Source organism: Ruegeria sp. CDSA021, from assembly GCF_059612325.1.
Map to the genome: position 1 here is coordinate 55,083 of NZ_JBXWQJ010000007.1, position 20,613 is coordinate 75,695.

At 58.6% G+C, this 20,613-nt stretch carries 18 protein-coding genes and 1 tRNA gene; 9 read left to right on the forward strand and 10 right to left on the reverse strand.

The annotated features are described in order from the left end of the window. Positions 1-2 precede the first annotated feature (2 nt). From AC2FLD_RS11110 to speB, 5 genes are all read left to right on the forward strand, one after another. Positions 3-1,088 carry a DUF1513 domain-containing protein gene (locus AC2FLD_RS11110; RefSeq protein WP_496669578.1) on the forward strand — a complete coding sequence of 362 codons (1,086 nt, stop codon included), beginning with the start codon at positions 3-5 and terminating at the stop codon, positions 1,086-1,088. A gap of 100 nt (positions 1,089-1,188) precedes the next feature. Continuing rightward, a complete protein-coding gene (speA, locus tag AC2FLD_RS11115) occupies positions 1,189-3,078 on the forward strand; it encodes a biosynthetic arginine decarboxylase (protein WP_496669576.1) in 1,890 nt (629 codons plus the stop codon). 24 nt (positions 3,079-3,102) lie between these two features. Next, positions 3,103-4,314 carry a saccharopine dehydrogenase family protein gene (locus AC2FLD_RS11120; RefSeq protein ID WP_496669574.1) on the forward strand — a complete coding sequence of 404 codons (1,212 nt, stop codon included), beginning with the start codon at positions 3,103-3,105 and terminating at the stop codon, positions 4,312-4,314. An 85-nt stretch (positions 4,315-4,399) separates the two neighbouring features. Further along, complete coding sequence (gene nspC / locus AC2FLD_RS11125; RefSeq protein WP_496669572.1) at positions 4,400-5,569, forward strand: carboxynorspermidine decarboxylase; 1,170 nt, start codon at positions 4,400-4,402, stop codon at positions 5,567-5,569. Continuing rightward, positions 5,566-6,408 (forward strand): agmatinase, encoded by an 843-nt coding sequence (gene speB / locus AC2FLD_RS11130; protein ID WP_496669569.1) that lies wholly within the window; start codon positions 5,566-5,568, stop codon positions 6,406-6,408. The genes nspC and speB overlap by 4 nt, the downstream gene beginning before the upstream one ends. On the opposite strand, the gene AC2FLD_RS11135 is transcribed toward speB, so the two are convergent. After that, positions 6,405-6,995 (reverse strand): HD domain-containing protein, encoded by a 591-nt coding sequence (locus AC2FLD_RS11135; RefSeq protein ID WP_050604869.1) that lies wholly within the window; start codon positions 6,993-6,995, stop codon positions 6,405-6,407. The two genes, speB and AC2FLD_RS11135, sit on opposite strands and share 4 nt — an antisense overlap. A 101-nt stretch (positions 6,996-7,096) precedes the next feature. Between AC2FLD_RS11135 and AC2FLD_RS11140 the strand changes: the two genes are divergently transcribed. Beyond that, positions 7,097-7,930, forward strand: a complete 834-nt coding sequence (locus AC2FLD_RS11140; RefSeq protein ID WP_496669567.1) for a LysR family transcriptional regulator — start codon at positions 7,097-7,099, stop codon at positions 7,928-7,930. On the opposite strand, the gene lptF is transcribed toward AC2FLD_RS11140, so the two are convergent. The 3 genes from lptF to AC2FLD_RS11155 all read right to left on the reverse strand — a co-directional run bounded on the left by lptF (position 7,927) and on the right by AC2FLD_RS11155 (position 9,972). After that, on the reverse strand, positions 7,927-9,066 hold the full coding sequence (gene lptF / locus AC2FLD_RS11145) for an LPS export ABC transporter permease LptF (protein ID WP_496669565.1): 1,140 nt from the start codon (positions 9,064-9,066) through the stop codon (positions 7,927-7,929). The two genes, AC2FLD_RS11140 and lptF, sit on opposite strands and share 4 nt — an antisense overlap. Positions 9,067-9,084: 18 nt before the next feature. Further along, the gene (locus AC2FLD_RS11150; RefSeq protein ID WP_496669562.1) at positions 9,085-9,567 is read right to left on the reverse strand and encodes a hypothetical protein; all 483 of its coding nucleotides are present in this window, start codon (positions 9,565-9,567) and stop codon (positions 9,085-9,087) included. 329 nt (positions 9,568-9,896) lie between these two features. Further along, positions 9,897-9,972 (reverse strand) — tRNA-Trp (locus tag AC2FLD_RS11155). A gap of 141 nt (positions 9,973-10,113) precedes the next feature. Between AC2FLD_RS11155 and AC2FLD_RS11160 the strand changes: the two genes are divergently transcribed. Then, complete coding sequence (locus AC2FLD_RS11160; RefSeq protein WP_496669560.1) at positions 10,114-10,818, forward strand: lysophospholipid acyltransferase family protein; 705 nt, start codon at positions 10,114-10,116, stop codon at positions 10,816-10,818. On the opposite strand, the gene AC2FLD_RS11165 is transcribed toward AC2FLD_RS11160, so the two are convergent. The 5 genes from AC2FLD_RS11165 to AC2FLD_RS11185 form a co-directional block, all read right to left on the reverse strand. Beyond that, complete coding sequence (locus AC2FLD_RS11165) at positions 10,815-11,060, reverse strand: MoaD/ThiS family protein (RefSeq protein WP_496669558.1); 246 nt, start codon at positions 11,058-11,060, stop codon at positions 10,815-10,817. The two genes, AC2FLD_RS11160 and AC2FLD_RS11165, sit on opposite strands and share 4 nt — an antisense overlap. Continuing rightward, positions 11,053-13,308, reverse strand: a complete 2,256-nt coding sequence (locus AC2FLD_RS11170; protein ID WP_496669556.1) for a xanthine dehydrogenase family protein molybdopterin-binding subunit — start codon at positions 13,306-13,308, stop codon at positions 11,053-11,055. The genes AC2FLD_RS11165 and AC2FLD_RS11170 overlap by 8 nt, the downstream gene beginning before the upstream one ends. Continuing rightward, complete coding sequence (locus tag AC2FLD_RS11175; RefSeq protein WP_050604727.1) at positions 13,308-13,787, reverse strand: (2Fe-2S)-binding protein; 480 nt, start codon at positions 13,785-13,787, stop codon at positions 13,308-13,310. The genes AC2FLD_RS11170 and AC2FLD_RS11175 overlap by 1 nt, the downstream gene beginning before the upstream one ends. Beyond that, positions 13,784-14,650: an FAD binding domain-containing protein gene (locus tag AC2FLD_RS11180; RefSeq protein WP_496669554.1), complete on the reverse strand. Its 867-nt coding sequence runs from the start codon at positions 14,648-14,650 to the stop codon at positions 13,784-13,786. The genes AC2FLD_RS11175 and AC2FLD_RS11180 overlap by 4 nt, the downstream gene beginning before the upstream one ends. Positions 14,651-14,775: 125 nt before the next feature. After that, a complete protein-coding gene (locus AC2FLD_RS11185) occupies positions 14,776-17,988 on the reverse strand; it encodes a reductive dehalogenase (RefSeq protein ID WP_496669552.1) in 3,213 nt (1,070 codons plus the stop codon). A 75-nt stretch (positions 17,989-18,063) separates the two neighbouring features. Here AC2FLD_RS11185 and AC2FLD_RS11190 point away from each other — a divergent pair, with 75 nt between their 5' ends. Continuing rightward, the gene (locus AC2FLD_RS11190) at positions 18,064-18,966 is read left to right on the forward strand and encodes a LysR family transcriptional regulator (protein WP_496669550.1); all 903 of its coding nucleotides are present in this window, start codon (positions 18,064-18,066) and stop codon (positions 18,964-18,966) included. On the opposite strand, the gene AC2FLD_RS11195 is transcribed toward AC2FLD_RS11190, so the two are convergent. Next, positions 18,957-19,808: a LysR substrate-binding domain-containing protein gene (locus tag AC2FLD_RS11195; RefSeq protein ID WP_496669549.1), complete on the reverse strand. Its 852-nt coding sequence runs from the start codon at positions 19,806-19,808 to the stop codon at positions 18,957-18,959. The two genes, AC2FLD_RS11190 and AC2FLD_RS11195, sit on opposite strands and share 10 nt — an antisense overlap. Before the next feature lie 103 nt (positions 19,809-19,911). On the opposite strand from AC2FLD_RS11195, the gene AC2FLD_RS11200 reads away from it, so the two are divergent. Further along, complete coding sequence (locus AC2FLD_RS11200; RefSeq protein ID WP_496669547.1) at positions 19,912-20,613, forward strand: SDR family oxidoreductase; 702 nt, start codon at positions 19,912-19,914, stop codon at positions 20,611-20,613.

Consider the following 20,613-nt stretch of genomic DNA (forward strand, 5'->3'; position numbering starts at 1 on the left):
CCATGCCGTCGCGCCGCCACTTCCTTGCCGGTCTAGCCGCAGCCACCCTCTCGCCAATCCGCGGATGGGCTTCAGTTGGTGCACCAAACTTTCTGGCGGCGGGGCTGTTTTCTGATGGCTCATACCGGCTGGCGGGGCTGGATGAACAAGGCGAAACCCTGTTCTCGGTGCCCTTGCCCGCTCGTGGACATGCCGCCGCAGCGCACCCGTTCAAAGCGCAGGCCGTCGCCTTTGCCCGCCGCCCCGGTACATTTGCCGTTGTCGTTGACTGCGCCACCGGCGCGCAGATTGCGCAACTCACTGCCCCTGACGGTCGCCATTTCTATGGCCATGGCACGTTCTCGGCGGATGGTGCGACTTTCTTCGCGACCGAGAATGACTATGAGGCCGGGACCGGCGTCATCAGCGTCTGGGACGCGCAGAACTTTGCAAGGATAGGAGAGTTTTCTTCGGGCGGCGTCGGACCGCATGACATGCGCCTGATGCCCGACGAGCAAACGCTGGTGATTGCCAATGGCGGGATCGAAACGCATCCCGAAACCGGACGCACCAAGCTGAACCTGCCGGTAATGGACCCTAATCTGACCTATCTGAGCCTTTCGGGCACGGTTCAGGATCAGGTTTCGTTGCCGCACGACCTGCACAAGAACTCAATCCGGCATCTGGCCGTGCGGCAGGACGGGCTGGTGGGTTTTGCCATGCAGTGGCAGGGAAGCACGTCGGAACATCCGCCTCTGCTGGGCCTGCACCGTCGGGGCGAAGACCCGCGTCTGCTGTCAGCCCCCGACAAGGATCAAAGCACGTTGCAGGGCTATGCGGGCAGTGTCGCCTTTTCGGCAGACGGAGGGGCCATCGCCATCACCTGCCCGCGCGGCAATGCACTGCATCAGTTCGACGTCGCCAGCGGGAGCTTTACGAAGGTCTTTGTATTGGAGGATGTCTGCGGCCTGGGCGCCGGGACAGACGGGTTGGTTTTTACCACCGGAACCGGCCTGTTTGGCGCGTTGACAGACGCTTCCCCCGCGATCCGCACCCGTGCAAAGTGCCAGTGGGACAACCATCTGATCCCGGTCCGCCGCCCTGCGTAAAACTCGGTTTTCGTCGTCACATAGTTTACACTTGGAAGAATCAAACTGCTGCCGTATTGGCGGGCGCAAAACTGGCACCCTAAGTTAAGGACCGACTTGATTGAAACAGACGCCCGACGCACCGCATTCCATCTACGGAGTTGAAAAATGGGGCAAAGGCCTCATCGAGGTGACGGATCAGGGCGAGATCGGTCTGCGCAACCCTATGGCGCCCGAGGCGGCGGCGATCAGCCTGCCGGGTATTCTCAGCGATCTGGATGACCGGGGCATCAAGGCCCCCATGGTTTTGCGTGTTGCCTCTTATCTGGAACACGAGATCGCGCATCTGAACGAAAGCTTCCGCGAGGCTATCGCGCGTGTGGGGTACAAGGGTCCATATCGCGGTGTCTTCCCGATCAAGGTGAACCAGCAGGCGCAGGTGGTCGACCGAATCGTCGAATTCGGGAAAAAATACAACTATGGGCTTGAGGCCGGATCAAAACCCGAACTGGTGTTGGCATTAGCCCATCGTCTGGCCCCCGAGGCACTGATCGTGTGCAACGGTGTAAAAGATGCCGAGTTCATCCAGCTGGCGATCCTCAGTCGCAAGATCGGGTTCAACACTGTCATCGTTCTGGAAAGCCCGAAAGAGGCGGACACGGTGATCGAGGTGTATAACGAACTGGGTATCGAGCCCTTGATCGGCGTGCGCGTGAAGTTGACCAACCAGATTAGCGGCAAGTGGGAAGAAAGCTCGGGGGACCGATCCGCCTTTGGCATGAACACCGATCAATTGGTGGCCACGGTGGACAAGTTGAAAGTGGCCGGTCTGCTGCATTGCCTTAAGCTGCAGCATTCGCATCTGGGCTCTCAGGTACAGGACGTCAACGACGTGCGCCGTGCTGTGGGTGAGGCCTGCCGGTATTACACCGAACTGACCCGCGAAGGTGTGCCGCTGACCCATCTGGATCTCGGCGGCGGTATGGGCGTGGATTATACCGGTGAAAAGAAGGCCGCTGAGAACTCGATCAACTACACGGTCGAGGAATATTGCGCAAACGTGGTCGAAACCGTGGCCTATGCGATGGACGAGGCCGAGGTGGACCACCCGACGCTGGTGACGGAAAGCGGGCGCGCCGTGGTGGCGACATCGTCGATGCTGGTGTTCAACGTGCTGGAAAGCACATTGTATGACGCGCCGAATGGCCCCGAGGTCGAAGCGGACGATCACCATCTGGTCTCGGACCTTGCCGCGATCAACGGGTATCTCAGCACCGAACGTTTGCAAGAATGCTGGAACGACGCAAACTTTTACCGCAACGAACTGCGCGCGCTGTTCCGTCGCGGCTATGTCGATCTGCGCCAGATGGCGCGGGCGGAACGGATCTATCTGTCTCTTATGGCTAGGGTCAAAGCCCTTGCTGCCAGTGATGATCTGGACACAGACGTGGACGACCAGCTTGAGAAAGTGGCCGATATCTACCACTGCAACTTTTCATTGTTCCAATCCTTGCCCGATGTCTGGGCCATCGACCAGCTGCACCCAATCGTTCCGCTACAAGGATTGAACCAGGCACCCGACCGCCGCGCAGTCCTGTCCGACATCACTTGTGACAGCGACGGCAAGATCGACCGGTTCATTCTGGCTGATGGCGTTTCGCCCAGTCTGCCGGTGCATTCGCTGCCCGAACACGACGAATACTATATGGGCGTCTTCTTTGTCGGCGCCTATCAGGAAACATTGGGCGATCTGCACAACCTGTTCGGCGATACCAACGTGGTCACCATCGACCTGCGCCCCGACGGCGGGTTCGACCTGCTACACGAACAGGAAGGCGACACGATCAGCCAGGTCCTGTCTTATGTCGAGTTCGATCCGCATGATTGCGTCGCCGCGTTCCGCAAAATGGTGGACGAGGCGATCTCGACCGGTACTCTTAAAGCCAAGGACCGCAAAACCCTGATGAGCGCTTATCGCGACTCGATCAACGGCTACACCTATTACGAATAACCCCCTGTGAGAGGAGATCACCCCATGGGCAAAACACTGGTTGTCGGCGCAGGTGGCGTATCGCACGCCGCTGTGCACAAGATGGCGATGAATTCGGACATCTTTACCGAGATCACCCTGGCCAGCCGTACCAAGTCGAAATGCGACGCCATCGCCAAAGCGGTGAAAGAGCGTGTAGGCGTTGATATCGCGACCGCAGAGCTGGACGCCTACAAGGTCGAAGACACGGTTAAGCTGATCAAGGAAACCGGTGCTGAAATCCTTGTAAACCTCGCCCTGCCCTATCAGGATCTGGTGCTGATGGACGCCTGCCTCGAGGCCGGTATACACTATCTCGACACCGCGAACTATGAGCCCGAGGATGAGGCCAAGTTCGAGTATCACTGGCAATGGGCCTATCAGGAGCGGTTCAAAGAGGCGGGCCTGACCGCCATCCTCGGCTCGGGCTTCGATCCGGGTGTGACCAGCGTCTTTGCCAAGTGGTTGAAGAAACACAAGCTGGATACCATCCGTCAGATCGACGTTCTGGACGCCAATGGCGGGTCCAACGATCAGGAGTTTGCCACCAACTTCAACCCTGAGATCAACCTGCGCGAAGTGCTGGCCGAAGTGCGTTACTGGGAAAACGGCGAATGGAAACACTCGCCCGCCATGACCCATAAAGTCGAATACGACTTCCCCGCCATCGGCCCCAAGAACATGTACCTGATGTATCACGAGGAACTGGAGTCACTTTCGACCCATTTCCCCGAGATCGAGCGCGCTCGCTTCTGGATGACCTTCGGCGACGCCTACATCACCCATGCCAAGGTGCTGGAGAATGTGGGTATGACCCGCATCGACCCGGTGATGCATGACGGCAAGGAGATCATCCCGATCCAGTTCCTGAAAACCCTGCTGCCCGATCCCGGCGATCTGGGCGCAGAGACCAAGGGCAAAGCCTGCATCGGTGACATCGCCACAGGCCAGGCCAAAGACGGTTCGGGCGAGAAGACCTATTACATCTATAACATCTGCGACCACGAGGAATGCTATGCCGAGGTCGGATCGCAGGCGGTCAGCTACACCACCGGCGTCCCCGCCATGATCGGTGCAGCACAGCTGCTGAAGGGCAACTGGCGCGAGCCCGGCGTGTGGAACATGGAACAGCTCGACCCGGACGACTTCATGGACATGCTGAACAATCACGGCCTTCCTTGGCAGGTCCATGAACTCGACGGCCCTGTCGAATTCTGATCCGATTTAGCTTCATCTGATTTAAAATACCTCGGGGGTCCGGGGGGCAACGCCCTCCGGCCTCTCCAAAAACGGAGACGCCGGTATGTCCGACATGATGACCACGCAGGCCGGTGACGCCGGAGCTTTCCGCAACTTCGACCTCAATCGCGTTCCCACCCCTTGCTTCGTGGTCGACGAAAAAGCTGTTGAACGCAATCTGCGCATCCTCGCGGATGTTGGTACGCGCTCGGGTGCGAATGTTCTGAGTGCTCTGAAAGCGTTCTCGATGTTCTCACTCGCCCCGCTGGTGCGCCAGCACCTAGGCGGCACCTGCGCGTCCGGTATCTACGAAGCACGCCTGGGCCGTGAGGAATACGGTGGCGAGGTCGCAACCTTTTGCGCCGGATACAAAGACGCTGATATCGATGAAATCCTGTCCCTGTCGGACCACATCATCTTCAACTCTCCGGTGCAAAAGGACCGGTTTCTTGCGAAGGCTCAGGATGAGGACGTGCAAGTCGGACTGCGCATCAACCCGGAACATTCCGAGGGCGAGATTCCAAAATACGATCCCTGCGCACCGTGTTCACGTCTCGGGACGCCGGTAAGCCATCTGACCGACGATGCCTTAGTCGGTGTTGACGGCCTGCACATGCATACGCTCTGCGAACAGGGGTTCGAGCCTTTGCAACGCACTTGGGACGCCGTAGAGCCGAAACTCAAACCATTCCTCGGCCAGCTCAAATGGCTGAACTTCGGAGGCGGGCATCACATCACCCGCGACGACTATGACCGCGACGGGCTGGTGACTTTCATCAAAAACATCCGCGAGACCTATGACATAGACGTCTACCTCGAACCCGGTGAGGCCGTCGCACTGGATGCGGGCATTCTGGTCGGAGAAATCCTCGACCTGCCGACCAATGGCATGAACCTCGCAATTACTGACATTTCGGCCACATGCCACATGCCTGACGTGATCGAGGCCCCTTATCGCCCCGCCCTGGTGGATGAGGCCGTGGCCGGACACACCTACCGTCTTGGCGGCCCGTCCTGTCTGGCCGGTGACGTGATCGGCGATTACACATGGGAAAAACCACTGGGAATAGGCCAGCGTTTTGCGTTCCTCGATCAGGCGCATTATTCGATGGTCAAAACCAACACGTTCAACGGTGTTCCCCTGCCAACAATCGCGCTTTGGAACAGCGAAACGGACGATTTGAAGATCATCAAACAGTTCGGCTATGACGACTTTAAGGACAGACTCTCATGAGCATTTTCCTCGACAGTGAACTGACCGCATCCGAACGCACTGAGGATGCCCGGTTCCGCGTCATCCCCGTCCCGCTGGAGCGCACCGTTTCATACGGATCAGGCACTGCAAAGGGCCCGGAGGCGATTATTGAGGCCAGCAATGAGCTGGAACGCATCACCGGCCACGCGGAGCCCTGCGTGGAAGGCATTTTCACCGAAGAGGCCCTGGATTGCGACGCCGCCCTGTCTGACATCATGGAACGCCTCGCCCAACGCACCGAAGCTGCCGCCCGTGAAGGCAAAGTGCCCGTGATCTTGGGCGGAGAGCACTCGCTCAGCTATGGCGCGGTATTGGGCGTATCACGGGCCCTGAACCAACCCATCGGTATCGTCCAGATCGACGCCCATGCCGACCTGCGCAACGCCTATCAGGGCGAGAAACACTCTCACGCCTCGGTCATGCACTTGCTGTCCGAGGAAGGCATCCGTCTGGCTCAGTTCGGCGTCAGAGCCTTTTCAACGGAAGAAGCCAAAAGCCGTTTGAAAAACCATGTCTTTCACGTGGATGCCGAGGAGCTCGTCACCGGCAATACCCACGCGGTCGACCTGCCCGAAGATTTCCCCGAGCTGGTCTATGTCAGTTTTGACGTCGACGGCCTGGACCCGTCACTAATGCCTGCCACCGGTACACCCGTCCCCGGCGGGCTGGGCTACTATCAGGCCCTGCGTCTGGTCGAACATGCCCTGAAAGGCCGCAAATGTGTGGGCTTCGACGTGGTCGAGCTGGCCCCGGACGGCAATGCCGCCTGGGACTTCACCGCCGCGCAGATCGTCTATCGCCTGATGGCTGCCTGTTAAGCGTCAGAGGTTTCGTTCAGTTCCATGTGGCCCTCGCCTTTGTTCAATACACGGCGCAGCATGGGCTCGAAGAACTCCAGCGGTTTGGTCGGATAGTCCGGGTCGAACGCTTTCTGATCGTATTCGTGGCAGAAATAGCGGCAGTCCTCCCAATAAGGGCTGTCGCGGTACTTGTCGCGAGCGTTGCGGTCACCGCCAAGGTGGTGGTTGTAGTAGTACCCCTGAAACACGCAGTGATGCTTGAGAATCCAATAGGTTTTCTCGCTGACATAGGGCTTCATCATTGCCGCTGACAGCTCGCCGTGGTTGTAAGGCGACAGGATATCCCCAGTGTCATGGATCAGGGCAGCGACAACCAGTTCTTCGTCCGCACCGTCCTCATAAGCACGGGTCGCAGCCTGCAGGCTATGCTGGTAGCGGTTCACCGGGTAGGGTGTCCACTCTTCATCCAATGACCGAATAGCGTCGAGGATACGGTCGGGCAGGGCAGCATTATACGCTTCCTCATACTCCAAAACGGCGTCCCAGTCGGCCTTGGTCGCCTCTTCAAAACTGGTCCAGGTGGGTTTGTGGCTTTTGTCTAGCATGACTGATCCTTTGGCGTGTTTCCTGATCTGTAGGATACCGCAACTCTGTTGCTCAAAAAAATGAATTGATTTTATCAGATCGATCAAAAAATACTGTCGATATGCAAACCAAAGCCCTTGAAACCTTTCTGTGTGTTGCCGAAACGGGTGGTTTCCACGCGGCGGCCCGAAAGCTGAACGTGACCCAGACAGCCGTCAGCGCACGTATTCGCCTGATCGAAGAGGAAACCGGCAGGCCCCTGTTTACACGCGGCGCCGGGGGCACGACGCTGACCGATTTCGGGCGGCAATTCAAACCCTATGCCGAACAGATGCTATCCCTCTGGACATTTGCCTCGCGCGATTTGCCTGAGCAGACCCAAAACCGCCCGGCTCTGCGCCTGGGCGGTCAACTCAGCATATGGGACCCATTGTTGGTGGATCTCGCCGTGCGCTTTGAACAACGCTTTGACAAGCTGCTGCTGACGCTGAACTACGATCACGATCTGAACATGGTCGAGGCAGTGGCGACCCATGTTCTGGATGCAGCGATTACCCATGAAAAGCCCACGGACCGACGCGTCACATGGTGCGAGTTGGACCCCGAAGTTTTGTCATTGGTGCAGACACCACAGGAGGAAATCACTGACGATGACTTGGTTTTCGTCAATCTGGAGTTGGGCGAAATCTATCAGGACCATGTCAGATCCGCTGCGCGGCGAGCGTCCGGTCAAACCCTGTTTCTGGGCAACTGCATGATGGCATTGCGCTATGTTCTAAATAGGGGCGGATGCGGCTACTTTCCCGATTACGTCATTTCGGACCATCTGATCTCAGGTGATCTGGAACGGGTTGCAGACAGCATCGCCCTGCCCTTGCCTATGTTTCTGGTCGCCCGCAGCGATCAGCCGGAATTCGATGACCTTCGCAGCTGTTTGGTCGATCTGCGCATCTAGGCAGGTGCGGGCGCCACCTTGTCCGGTCGCGCCCGTTTGCGCAGGATCGGGCGGCCCGCGATCAGCAGGAAGACGCCCGAAATCAGCACACCCATGATGGCGGGCAAATAGAGCAGGATCCAAAGCTTAGGGTCATCAATCACAACAGGGGAAACAAACCCGCGCACACCTTCGAGCAGCACCAGAATGGTGAAGGCCCCCAGGATTTGAGGCCAGAGTCCAAACCGGGAAAAGCTGCCCAGCATCAGTGTTGAATACCCGGCCAGAGCAACTGCGATACAGATAGCGACCCAAGAAAACCGCTGGTGCAGTTCTTCGACCAGTTTGCCCTCACTATACCCTTCGGTGGCAAAAATCTCATCCCGGTTTTGGACCAGCTCGATGGTTGGGATGGCCTCCAGGCTGCGTTGGGCCATAGGGCTTGTGCTGGTCAACTCCGAAATGTCGTACGACGCATCCTGAAACAGGGTCGAGGACAACCGCCTGCCCTCTTTGGTCAAGCGCAGCGCTACGCCGTCGACCATGACAAGGTGAATGCCGGTGTCGTTGTTAACCAGATATGCGGTCGCGCTGGAATAGCTGACGGCGTTTTCAGGGTCGCGCCGATCCGAGACGAACACCTCATGCAGCGTCCCATCCAGATCGATCCTGCCGATATATACGGTGACACCTTCTGCGGGGTGCAGAAACTCGCCTTCGTTCAGCAGTTGGGCGGTCACATCCCCTGCAACCTCAGCTTGCCGGATTTCCAGCTGCTCGACCGATGCAGGGCGCAGGAAAACACTGATGGACGCCATCATCAGCCCGGTAATCGCCCCAAAAAGAACAACGGCGCGGGCCAGCCTGCGGGGGCTTGAGCCTGTGGCCAACATCACCGTCAGCTCACTTTCGCGGCTGAGGCGGTTGGTGGCGTAGACGGCCGCAGCGAACACCGCCATGGGCATGACCGTGCGGATCAGGGTTGGCAGGGTCAGGGCGGTGAATTCAAGAAACACCAGTGCCGATTGACCGCCACTGATCACGCGGTCAAACAAGCTGACAGACCGGGTGATCCAGAACACGCCGACCAGCACAAGGGTGAAAAAGCCAAACAGAATCAGCAATTGCCGCAGGAAATATCCATCAAAACGCGACATGGGCCCTCGTGCGTGTGTTCATTTGCAGCGGACACTAGGGCATTCGTGTGGAAGAAGGAACCGCAATGCGCGGAATTCCAGTTGAAGGGGATCAGAGGTAACCCACCGCACAGCGCACCAAACGCCAGCCATCATCGACCCCGCAGACTTGAGGCCTTGTGCCAACGCATCGGACAGGAACAGTATTTCCGGACCCTTTGGGGCAAGCCAGATATCAGGTCCACCCAAGGCGTCGGAAACAATAACAAGTTCTGACTCCTGACCACTACGAGGCCGGTGAAGTACTCCGCCGCCGATATTGCCAAGTGGTGCCCTGTTGTCGCCTTCCGTCCCCAAGGCTTCGTAATTCCCCATCGCGCGCGTGTTGCCGACATTCAGCAGGTAATAGGGCTCAGATGTGGTGCGCTCGGTTTCTTCCGAGTTCATGAGCGTGATCGGATGCAGAACCGTATTGCCAAGGTCAAACGTCTCCAGATCCCGTCTGGCCGTTTCTGAGATCATCGGCAATCCGCCTCCGGAAACAAATGGGCAGTGTAATATTCGGCTTTGGAATCAAAGTGCCAGATCTCGCCGACCATCTCCGAAGTGAGGAGGTCTCGGCACTTCCATCCCTTGCCAGCTTCGTGAAGAAGATTGGTATATTTCTCACGCTGATCGTCAGGCATTGCTTTCCTGCGGTGCAGACCGAACTCTCGACGACTTACGGGTGTACTTTTATTAATACTGTTTGTCGTGGTTGAGACCCAGACACCCATGTCAGGATCAATTCTGGGAGGTTTCGATACACGCAATCCTCAGATCAACGACCACTCACTACAAAGAAAGGAAAATGGCAGGGGCAGCAGGGTTCGAACCCGCGACCTACGGTTTTGGAGACCGTCGCTCTACCAACTGAGCTATACCCCTGTTGTGAGCCCCAGATATGCCAGCCGCGCGGCGGACTCAAGAGGCTTTTTTAGATTCCGCACCACTATCTGATCCGACAAACAAGTTGCGCAAAACGTGCAGTGCGATAAGACAAGGTCCGGCCAGTAAAAGGAAGCCCGCGTGAACCTCCGCAAGAAGATCGCTGACAGCGAAGTTGTGCTGAACTGGGTGGCACGTCGGATTGCCAGCTATATTCGATTGGTTAAGCGAAACACGCGCTGGCAGCGTATCGGGTATGAAGAGTTGGACCAATTGGCCGAACAGGGTGAGCCGGTTATCGTTGTGCTGTGGCACCAGCGACTGGCGCAGTCCCCGTATTTCTTCCCACTGGACAAAGGCAGGATCTGTTCGATCACGTCCGCTGCCCGCGCCGGCAGCATGGTCGGTCGGGTGCAGGAGCAGTTCGGCATGGACACAATCGCCATGTCCAGCCACAAGCGGCACGTGGCCCTGTCGCGCGAAGTGCTTGGAAAGATGAAGCAAGGTATTTCCATCGGTATTGCTGCCGATGGACCACGCGGACCAGAACGGGTGCTGTCGACTGTGCCCCTGGTTTGGGCGCGCACCTCGGGCAAACGGGTATTCGGCATCACCTTTTCTGCGAAACATGGGCGCGAGGCCGGTACATGGGATCGCCTACTGATGCCACGCCCCTGGCGTAATGAAGGGGTGTTCTTGTGCCGTGAATGGACCGATACGGTGCCTCGCAAGGCCAGCGAACAAGAACTTGAAGCCCTGCGCCTGAGCCTTGAGCAGCACATGAACGACATCACAGCCGAAGCCGACCGGATGGTCGGGCGCGAGCCATGGTCGCCTGATGCTTAACCGCCCCTGAGGCGTTGCATCAGATAGACTTCGCTGCCCTCGGGGATTGGTTCCGTCAGCCCGGTGGCAATAACGCGCCCGTTGATTGCGATGGAGACGCCCGCATCAATTGGTGCCTGTAATTGCGGATGCGCCTGGACCAACGCCACCAGAAGCTCTCCGGTGGTTTTGGCCTCGACCTCGACCACATGATGGCCCCCGGTCAATGACCGGAGGCCGGACCAGAGATGGACCTCAACCATTGTCCTTGAGCGCAGCCAGAATGCGCGGGGGGGACATCGGCAGTTGCTTCATCCGAACACCCGCCGCATTGGACACCGCGTTGGCGATTGCGGCCAAAGGCGGCACGATGCCTGTCTCGCCAACACCGCGCACACCAAACGGGTGGCCGGGGTTGGGCACTTCGACAATCACAGTGTCGATCATCGGCAGGTCGCTGGCAACGGGGATGCGATAGTCGAGGAAGATCGAGTTCTGCAACCGGCCATCCTCGCCATAGACATATTCCTCGTTCAGCGCCCAGCCTATACCCTGTGCCGCACCGCCTTGGAACTGACCCTCGACATAGGTCGGGTGGATCGCCTTACCGGCATCCTGAATGACCGTATAGCGGGTGACGCTGGTCTTACCGGTTTCTGGATCGACCTCGGCATCGACGATATGGGTGCCAAAGGACACGCCAGCACCTTCAGGGGTCGCCTCGAAATGGCCTGAGATCGGACCACCGGTAGACCCCATATCAGCGGTGATATCAGCCAGTGGCATCGGATCGAAATCGCCCGCATTGGGACCCGAGGGCACGGCGCAGCCGTTCTCCCATTTCACCGCATCCACCGGGATACCCCATTTGGCCGCCGCGCGTTCGCACAGTTTCTCGACCGCGTGTTTTGCGGCCTTGATCGTGGCCAGGCCTGACGCGTAGGTCACACGCGAACCGTGGCTCACGTCGTTGTAACCAAGTGTCGCTGTATCGGCGACGGTCACACGGATGTTCTCATAGGCGATGCCCAGAACCTCGGCGGCCATCAGCGCCATGGATGCCCGCGACCCGCCAATGTCAGGTGTCCCGACCATCAACTGTGCCGAGCCGTCCTCGGACAACGCCAAAGACACCGAAGTCTCACCACCATGGTTGAACCAGAAGCCACAGGAAATCCCGCGCCCCTGCCCCGGTTTCAGGGGGGCCGCATAGTGCGGATGCGCCTTGGCAGCTTCGAGTGTTTCAACCAGACCGATACGCTCGTAGGTCGGGCCATAGCTGGCCTTGGTGCCCTCATGCGCGGCGTTTTTCAGGCGCACGTCGACCGGATCGAGGCCCAGCTTGTTGCACAGCTCATCAATGACCGACTCTACGGCGAAGGCACCCATAGGCGCGCCGGGCGCGCGGTAGGCGGCCTGTTTCGGACGGTTCGACATCACGTCGTAACCGATCTGCTTGACATTGTTCAGGTTGTAAGGGGCAAAGGCACACATGGCGGTCATATCGCCCGGAGCACCCGGGAAGGCCCCGCCTTGCAAACGGAACACTCCTTGTGCTGCCGAAATCGTGCCGTCCTTCTTCATGCCGATCTTCACATCCATTGATGCGGAAGAAGTTGGTCCAGTGGCACGGAACACTTCCGACCGCGTCATGACGACCTTGACCGGACGGTTGGCCTTACGGCTGAGCGCCAGCGCGACAGGTTCGATAAACACCGTCGTCTTACCGCCGAAACCGCCACCGATCTCGGATGCGGTGACACGCAGTTGCGAGGTTTCGATCCCCAGCAGGGCCGCACAGGTCTTTTGTGCGATCCAGTGACCTTGGGTGGTGCACCACAGCTCACCCTTGCCGTCATTGCCCAGCATCCCCAGACAGGCGTGCGGTTCAATATAACCCTGGTGGGTCGCCTCGGTCACAAAGCTGTCTTCAATGACCAGATCAGCGTCGGCAAAGCCAGCCTCGACATCACCGTGGCCACTTTCGTGATAACGAACAACATTTGGATGCATCCCTTCGGGCACAGAATAATCTGCGGCCCCTTCCCGGATCACCGGTGCATCGGGGGCCATCGCCTTGTCCACATCGGTGACGTGAGGCAGCACCTCGTATTCAACCTCGATCAGCTTAAGCGCATCCCGTGCGGCCAGAGCGGATGTCGCCGCAACCGCAGCCACCGCGTGACCGTCATAGAGCGCTTTTTCGCCAGCCATGACGTTTTCGAGAACGTTATAAAACTCGCCCTCGAGCCCCGGCTTGAAGGGTACATCGGCAAAGTCAGCACGCGTTACAATGGCTTTGACGTCTTTGTGCGCCTCGGCCTTTGACGCGTCGATCTTCACGATCCGCGCATGAGCATGAGGGGACCGCAGAACAGCACCATGCAGCATACCGGGGGCGGAGATATCCGCACCGAACTTGGCGCGACCTGTCACCTTGTCCAGACCGTCAGGACGGTTGGGGCGGGTGCCCACAAAAGTGAAGTCTGATTTACGATCGTCCAGAGCCATTACGACGCCTCCCGCAGTTCAGCCGCTGTATCCATCACGGCGCGAATGATCTTGTCATAGCCGGTGCAGCGGCAAAGGTTGCCTGCCAGCCAATACCGCGTTTCCTCTTCGGTCGGGTTTGGGTTTTTCTCCAGCAGCGACTTGGCCGCCACCAGAATGCCCGGGGTGCAGATACCACACTGCAAAGCCGCGTATTCGATCATCTTCTGTTGCAGCGGATGCAGAACGTCGCCGTCTGCAATGCCTTCAACGGTTTCGATCTGCTTGCCCTCGGCCTCGACCCCCAGCATCAGGCAGGAACAGACCAGACGGCCATCAACGGTAACAGAACAGGCACCGCAATCGCCGGTACCACAGCCTTCTTTCGCGCCGGTCAGGTTCAGTTTGTCGCGCAGACAGTCCAGCAGGGTTTCGCGCGGGTCACAGAGGTATTCGACCGCGTCTCCGTTCACGGTGGTGGATACGTGGAGCTTGCTCATGCGTTTTCTCCCTTCGCGCGGGCATAGGCGATTTTCGCGGCGCGTTTGGCCAGAACGCCAACGACCTCGGTGCGGAACGCGATGGTGCCGCGCTTGTCGTCAATCGGGTTGCAGGCAGCAGACGCGGCGGCGGCCAGTGCATCCAGGGCCGCATCGTCCAAAGTGCTGCCAAGGATGGCCTTGGCGCAGTCTTCCACCAGTAGAACGGTCGGAGCGACCGCGCCCAGCGAAACGCGGGCCTCGATGATGGTATCGCCGTCCAGTCGCAGGTCTACGCCTACGCCAACCACAGCGATGTCCATTTCGGTGCGCGGGATGAAGCGCAAATAGGCATCGCCTGCATTCTCGCCACGGGCGGGGATGTTGACGGCCGAGACCACCTCACCCTTCGTCAATGAAGTCTTGCCGGGGCCGGACGGGATATCTTCGACCGCGACCTCACGCGTGCCATCCGGTCCGGTGACCGTGACAGTCACGCCAGCTGCAACCATGGCAGGCACGGAATCAGCCGCCGGTGAGCCGTTGCACAAGTTTCCGGTCAGCGTTGCGCGTCCCTGCACCTGGGTTGAGCCGATCAGGTCCATCGCCTCAACCACGCCGGGCCAGTCTTGGCCCAACTCGGGGTGCTCGCTCATCTCTGCACCGGTTGTGGCGACGCCCAGCGTCCAGCTGCCATCAGCATTGCGGGTGATGTCGTGTACACCGTTGATTTTCTTGATGTCGATCAGCGTATCAGGCTTCACCAGTTCCGAGCGCAGCTGCACCAATACATCGGTGCCGCCTGCCAGAAAACGTGTGATGCCCGTCGCATTTGCGGCCAAAGCCGAAGCTTCGGCAAAGCTGGCGGGGCTGTGATAATCCATGAAGCTACCTCATACCTGTTGGTCAGGGTTATCTGGGTTCGCGGCGACGTTAATTCACCCCTTGTCCGGCGTCCATGGGCCGAACGACCAAAATTCAAATTCTAGATGTCGCTTTTAGGCCGGGGTCAGAGATCAAGCTCGATCACCCCATCCGGTTCCGCCGCGCGGCTTTGGCACAGGATCATTGCCCCTTCACGCTGTTTCTTGGACAAAACGAAATCCCGGTGTTCGATCTCACCCGTAATCACGCCGCACTTACACACGCCGCAGATGCCGTCGGCGCATTTCACATCCACGTGAAAGCCTGCCTCGTTCAGAACCTGTGCTACATCCTTGTCTGCAGGCACGGTCAGCGTTTTCCCAGAACGGGCCAGCTTGAGTTCAAACGGATGGTTCTCATATTCGGGCTGTTCGGGAACCGAGAAGTATTCCAGATGCCGGGACTCTTCGGGGAAACCCTGCCGCTCTGCCGCTTGTATCACCCCGTCCATGTAACGATCCGGCCCGCAGGTGTAGACATGCCAGCCGTCCTGATAGCCGGACAAGATTACATCCAGATCGGCGCGAGTACCTTCATCTGAGAAATGATAATGCACGCGATCTGCCCAAGGCATCGCGGCCAGATCCTCAAGATACCCTGCCCCGTCCCGCGTGCTGGCTGAATAGTGCAGCTCGAACTCCCGACCCAAAGCGTGCAGGCGATGAGCAAAGGCAATCATCGGAGTGATGCCGATGCCGCCGCCCATAAGGAAGGTTTTGGTTGCCGTTTCATCCAGTTCAAAATGATTGATCGGTTTTGAGATGAAGACCTTGCGCCCCTCGGAAAAGATGCGGTGCAGCAGGGCCGAACCGCCACGCCCCTCATCCTCGCGCAGCACGCCGATCTGATAGGTTCCCTGATCCGATGGGTCGCCGGACATCGAATATTGCCGCAGGAATTCCGGCGCGACGAGCACGTCCAGATGTGCGCCCGCTGTCCATCCCGGCAGGGGCGCACCGTCCAGAGGTGAGAATTCATACTTCGTAACGTCTGAGGTCATCCTATCGACCTTGGTCACGGCAACCCGCATCACCGGTGCATCACCTGCAACCTGATAGCGGTGGATAACCGACATATCCCCGCTGGCCCTGCGGACCTTGTATTCATCGGCTGTCACCATGGCCTCGTAGGCCGCAATTCCGGCCTCACGATCCATGGCAAACGGATAGGGCCAAGGGTGCGGGGCCAGATAGGCCGGATAAACGGCCAGGGTCTGATCCTCGTACTTCAGGTCCAGATCCTTTTGCAGATCGCGCAGGTTCAGCGGATGGGTTGTGGGACGATACGCTCCGTCGGGTTGAAGCTCGATATCCCACCACCATTTCTTGATGTCGTTCAAGCCGCCATTGCCGACCGCATCGTCCAGTTTGGCCAATGCAGGCGCCGCAGAGGGGATGTTCATCGCAGCCCATCGAAAAGGGCGTTCCTTGAAGATACCTTCGAGGTTCCACGGGCAGGTTTTCATGCACCGCCCGCACATCGCGCCACCCGGTGTCGTGACCCGGTATGTGGCGCATTTCTGGCTGTCGGACTTCCAGATTTCATAGCCGTTGAACATCAGCTTCGGCCCGGCAGTTATTGCGCCAGATGGGCACTCGCGTGCGCATTTGTTGCAGCTTTCGCAGAAGGTTTGCAGGCCGAAATCAATGGGTTTGTCGTGGTCCATCGGCATATCTGTGGTCACCGCACCGGATTTCAGGCGTGGGCCGAGGTAGGGATTCAGTATGACTTCTCCGATCCGGCTCACCTCACCCAGACCAGACAGCAACAGCAGCGGAGGTTGCAGAACCTCACCATCCATCACCGTATGCGCCTTGGCCTTGTAGCCGAGGTTGCGGATCTGTTGTGCAATCACTCCGCCCAGAAGCGAAAACCGCAGATAGGCGCGCATGGATTGGGCGACGCTGATCCAGTCGTCACCGCTGGCCCCCTCCATCGTCTCATAGCCCTGATCGATGATCATACTGATGGCCTGATTATGGGGCGGCACGATTTCTTCGCCGGTCGCATCGTGGGAATACCAGGCCCAGTCCGGGCAACGGCTAAGGCCCACCGCATCGACCCCCAGAAAATAGGTCGCCGCCTTGATATTCGCTGCATTCCGCTGGGCATCAGTTGGCTTGGGCACATCCGTGCTTTCGCCATCCTGCAACAGCACGAACGCACCTAAGGCACGGCGTTGAGCAAAGCTGGGCGCGGCCTTGCGGACGTAATAGCCGCCCTTTGCCGCATCCTGCAGCGATTTGCCCATATCCCCGAATTGCGCACGGGCAAACATGTCGGCGCGTTTGGGCACACGGGCGACATTTTCTTCGTCTATATAAGTGGTTGGGGTCTCGACCCGCTTGAGTTTCTCGAAGGGGTGTGCGCCATCAACGTAGCGCCGTTTTGAATACGGATCACGGTTCAGCGCATTCTTGGCAAAACCCTTTCCCAACCACCAGGCAGGTCCTTGCGTCCGAAACCACGGCTGTTGCGCCATAGGTTCAAGCGGTCGATCATGGGCTATCGGCATCTCGGTCGTCACAGCGGCCAAACCAAATCGCGTGCCCAGCCAAGGCACGACGATCTTGCCGTTTTCGACCGAGGCCAAACCAGCGGCAACTGCCAGCTTACCCAGATCAACCTCAGAGGACATCATGCTGTGCGCCCGCGCGTCATAGCCCAGCAGGCGGATATAGTTGGCGATGACCACCGCGTTCTCCGTCGCCAGCAGACAGGCGCGATGATCCTGCGCGTTTGCAACCCAGTCCGCTCCGGGTTCAGACGGGTCTGGGTCACGGTTGTGTTCGTAGAGGAACACGATGCTGTGACGGTGGCTGTTGATCGGCTTGGGCGCAGCCTCCATACTGTCTTTCAGATCGGCCATGATGACATCGATGCCCGAAGCCAGCGTCTTGGTCTGCCGGGTGCGCAACGCATGGGCGAGCCGGTCGATATCCGGGTTGCGGCGCGGTTCCGCCAGCAATGCGTCTGACTGCAACGGTCCGCAACCCATCATTGACGCGTCGTTGAAATACCCAAATGCTTTCAGATGGTTGGCCCGTTCAAGCGGGTCTGATGGGATATCTGACGCAACCGGGTTCACCAACCCATCGCGGATCGCGTCCATCATCGCCTGAAACTCTCCCATCGCGTTAACGATGCTGTCGGGTTGCTCTGGTCGGCGAAAACTCAGGTCAGCCATCGAAGGCACGAGCAACAGGTCCGGGATGTCGCCCATCCTGGCCAGCCGCTCCAGCGGGTAACGGCCCATGTGAACGGGCCTGTTTTTATCCGAGAAAAAGCGGATTCCCATCCTATGCCTCCTGCTGCTGCTCAACCTCTAACCCGCCATGGACAGCAAAACCATTCATGCTTAATCATAAACGATATGAAAAAAATTGATTTCACTGATCTCGACGGCAAGGTCCTGCGCACATTTCTGACCATACTCGAGGAAAGCTCGGTTTCGAAAGCCGCGGACCGACTGGGTGTCACGCAATCGGCGATCAGTCATACGTTGGCCAAGCTACGGCAGGTGCTGGGCGACCCGCTGTTTGTCCGTTCCGGTCAGGGCCTGATCCCGACCGAACGCGCCTTGTCCCTGAAAGACCCGGTGCAAAGCGTATTGGACGGGATGCGCGCACTGACCCAGGGTCGACCGTTCAACCCCTTATCCGAACAGATCGACATACGCATCGCCACCAATGACATGCCGCGCGAGTTGATCTTTCCACGTTTGCTGCGCGAATTTCGCGCCGAAGGCGCGCGTCTGCAATTGGAATTCATCCCGTCAGGCGTGCCCGACCCCGATCTGCTGCGCAGCGACCGGTGTCAGCTGATGCTGACCCCGTTACCTCCGGACGGGCCGGATATCTTTCAGAAACGCCTGATGATCAGCCCCTTGATGGTTTTCTACGACGCCGCGCAACGTAAACCGCCGGACAGCTGGCAGGCCTATTGCAACAGCGAGCATGTCGAGGTGCGCTTTGCCGATGGCCGCAACGCCCGCGCTGTCATGCGTGGCGTTGATCAAAGCCAGATCAGGCCAGCGGTTGTGACCCTGCCGCATTTCAACGCAATCCCGGCTTTCGTGCAGGGCAGTGACCTGATCTCAACCGACACGGCGCTGATGAAGCAAGGTCCGCTGGCCGCGTTGGATTGCGCACCGCTGCCTTTCGAATGCGCGCCCGTTTCCATCTACATGGTCTGGCATCAGCGATCTGCAAATGATCCTGCCCATCGCTGGTTGCGTGCCCGGATCGAGGCCATCGCGGCCACCCTTCAGACCTGAGACAGCAGCCAGTTGCGCATGACTTCAACCAGTTGCGGCTGACGCGGCTTGCGAGGCGCAACCACGTAAAACCCCAGGTCTTCAATCAGGACGTCGTCAAGTGGTTGAACAAGGTGGCCCGTGGCAATCCCGCCCGCCACCAGCGGCGCATCGGCCAAGGCAATCCCCTGACCCGAAAGGGCGGCATCAATCGCCAGGCTGGTCTGGCTGAAGTTCATCATCCGAGGCTTTCCGTTTACGCCCACCCTTTCCAGAAACATGGGCCACAGCCCGTGGGTGTCATTCAATAGGACTTGCCCTAGCAGGTCAGAGGGATTGCTGACTTGTTCAGCGATGACAGGGCAACACACGGGAATGAACTCGGCTGAGAACAATGGTACCGCATCCAATTCAGAACCAAAGGGCGCCCTGCCTTGCCTGACTGCCAAATCCACGCCATCCGATTTGAAATCGGCCAGGCGTTCGCGTGCGTCCACCTGAACCGAGATATCCGGATGTAAGTCGATGAAATTCGACAGTCTCGGTACCAGCCATTTTGAGGCAAAACTGGGCGTGACCGATAAAATGATCCGACGATCCGGAGATAACTCTTCTACAGCTTTTTCGATCAACCGAAAGGCCCTGCGCAAAGGCGCATGAAACCTGCGCCCGGCTTCTGTCAGCCGCAAACCACGCGGTAGACGGTCGAATAGAGCTTCGTCCAACCTAGCCTCAAGCCCCCTCACCTGCTGCGCGACAGCGCCTTGTGTCACGCCAAGTTCTTCGGCGGCCAGCCGAAAGTTCAAATGACGCGCAGACGCTTCGAAAGCCCGCAAGGCGTTCAGAGGTGGAAGGGCGGCCATAGTTTTATCCTGTAAATTTTCTACAGCATAGAACCAGCAGAACTGATTGGTCAAACCGAGTTCAGATCGCCATCTTGGGAACAAATGAAAACGGAGAGATCAGATGGAAAAAGTAGCACTTATTACGGCAGGCGGCAGCGGCATGGGCGCAGATTCCGCTCGGAGGCTGGCGGCGGACGGATACAAGGTTGGCATTCTGTCCGCCTCGGGCAAAGGCGAAGCTTTGGCACACGAGCTGGGTGGCGTCGGTGTTACCGGCTCGAACCAGTCCACCGAGGACTTGCAGAAGCTTGTCGATGCAGCAATGGCCCATTGGGGACGCATTGACGTACTGGTCAATTCCGCCGGTCACGGCCCCCGCGCCTCGATCCTTGAGTTAACCGATGAGGATTGGCACACCGGCATGGATGTCTATTTCCTGAACGTGGTCCGCCCGACGCGGCTGGTGACCCCGATCATGCAGGCGCAGGGTGGCGGGTCGATCATCAATATATCAACCTTTGCGGCGTTCGAACCTGATCCTGTATTTCCAACTTCGGGCGTGTTCCGGGCCGGTCTGGCCGCCTTCACCAAGCTGTTCTCGGACAAATATGCCGCCGAGAATGTCCGCATGAACAACGTCCTGCCTGGCTTCATCGACAGCCTGCCCGAGAAAGAGGAGTTCCGCAGTCGCATCCCGATGGGGCGCTATGGGCGCAGCTATGACGAGATCGCCTCGGTCGTGGCCCTGCTGGCCTCTGAAGGGGGCGGCTACATCACCGGGCAGAACATCCGGGTGGATGGAGGTATCACCCGGTCTGTCTGA

Excerpts from the sequence above, each read along its gene's own strand:
- AC2FLD_RS11110 (WP_496669578.1), top strand. The coding sequence starts at position 3 with ATGCCGTCGCGCCGCCACTTCCTTGCCGGTCTAGCCGCAGCCACCCTC.
- AC2FLD_RS11120 (WP_496669574.1), top strand. The coding sequence starts at position 3,103 with ATGGGCAAAACACTGGTTGTCGGCGCAGGTGGCGTATCGCACGCCGCT.
- nspC (WP_496669572.1), top strand. The coding sequence starts at position 4,400 with ATGTCCGACATGATGACCACGCAGGCCGGTGACGCCGGAGCTTTCCGC.
- speB (WP_496669569.1), top strand. The coding sequence starts at position 5,566 with ATGAGCATTTTCCTCGACAGTGAACTGACCGCATCCGAACGCACTGAG.
- AC2FLD_RS11135 (WP_050604869.1), bottom strand. The coding sequence starts at position 6,995 with ATGCTAGACAAAAGCCACAAACCCACCTGGACCAGTTTTGAAGAGGCG.
- AC2FLD_RS11140 (WP_496669567.1), top strand. The coding sequence starts at position 7,097 with ATGCAAACCAAAGCCCTTGAAACCTTTCTGTGTGTTGCCGAAACGGGT.
- lptF (WP_496669565.1), bottom strand. The coding sequence starts at position 9,066 with ATGTCGCGTTTTGATGGATATTTCCTGCGGCAATTGCTGATTCTGTTT.
- AC2FLD_RS11150 (WP_496669562.1), bottom strand. The coding sequence starts at position 9,567 with ATGATCTCAGAAACGGCCAGACGGGATCTGGAGACGTTTGACCTTGGC.
- AC2FLD_RS11165 (WP_496669558.1), bottom strand. The coding sequence starts at position 11,060 with ATGGTTGAGGTCCATCTCTGGTCCGGCCTCCGGTCATTGACCGGGGGC.
- AC2FLD_RS11170 (WP_496669556.1), bottom strand. The coding sequence starts at position 13,308 with ATGGCTCTGGACGATCGTAAATCAGACTTCACTTTTGTGGGCACCCGC.
- AC2FLD_RS11175 (WP_050604727.1), bottom strand. The coding sequence starts at position 13,787 with ATGAGCAAGCTCCACGTATCCACCACCGTGAACGGAGACGCGGTCGAA.
- AC2FLD_RS11180 (WP_496669554.1), bottom strand. The coding sequence starts at position 14,650 with ATGGATTATCACAGCCCCGCCAGCTTTGCCGAAGCTTCGGCTTTGGCC.
- AC2FLD_RS11185 (WP_496669552.1), bottom strand. The coding sequence starts at position 17,988 with ATGGGAATCCGCTTTTTCTCGGATAAAAACAGGCCCGTTCACATGGGC.
- AC2FLD_RS11190 (WP_496669550.1), top strand. The coding sequence starts at position 18,064 with ATGAAAAAAATTGATTTCACTGATCTCGACGGCAAGGTCCTGCGCACA.
- AC2FLD_RS11195 (WP_496669549.1), bottom strand. The coding sequence starts at position 19,808 with ATGGCCGCCCTTCCACCTCTGAACGCCTTGCGGGCTTTCGAAGCGTCT.
- AC2FLD_RS11200 (WP_496669547.1), top strand. The coding sequence starts at position 19,912 with ATGGAAAAAGTAGCACTTATTACGGCAGGCGGCAGCGGCATGGGCGCA.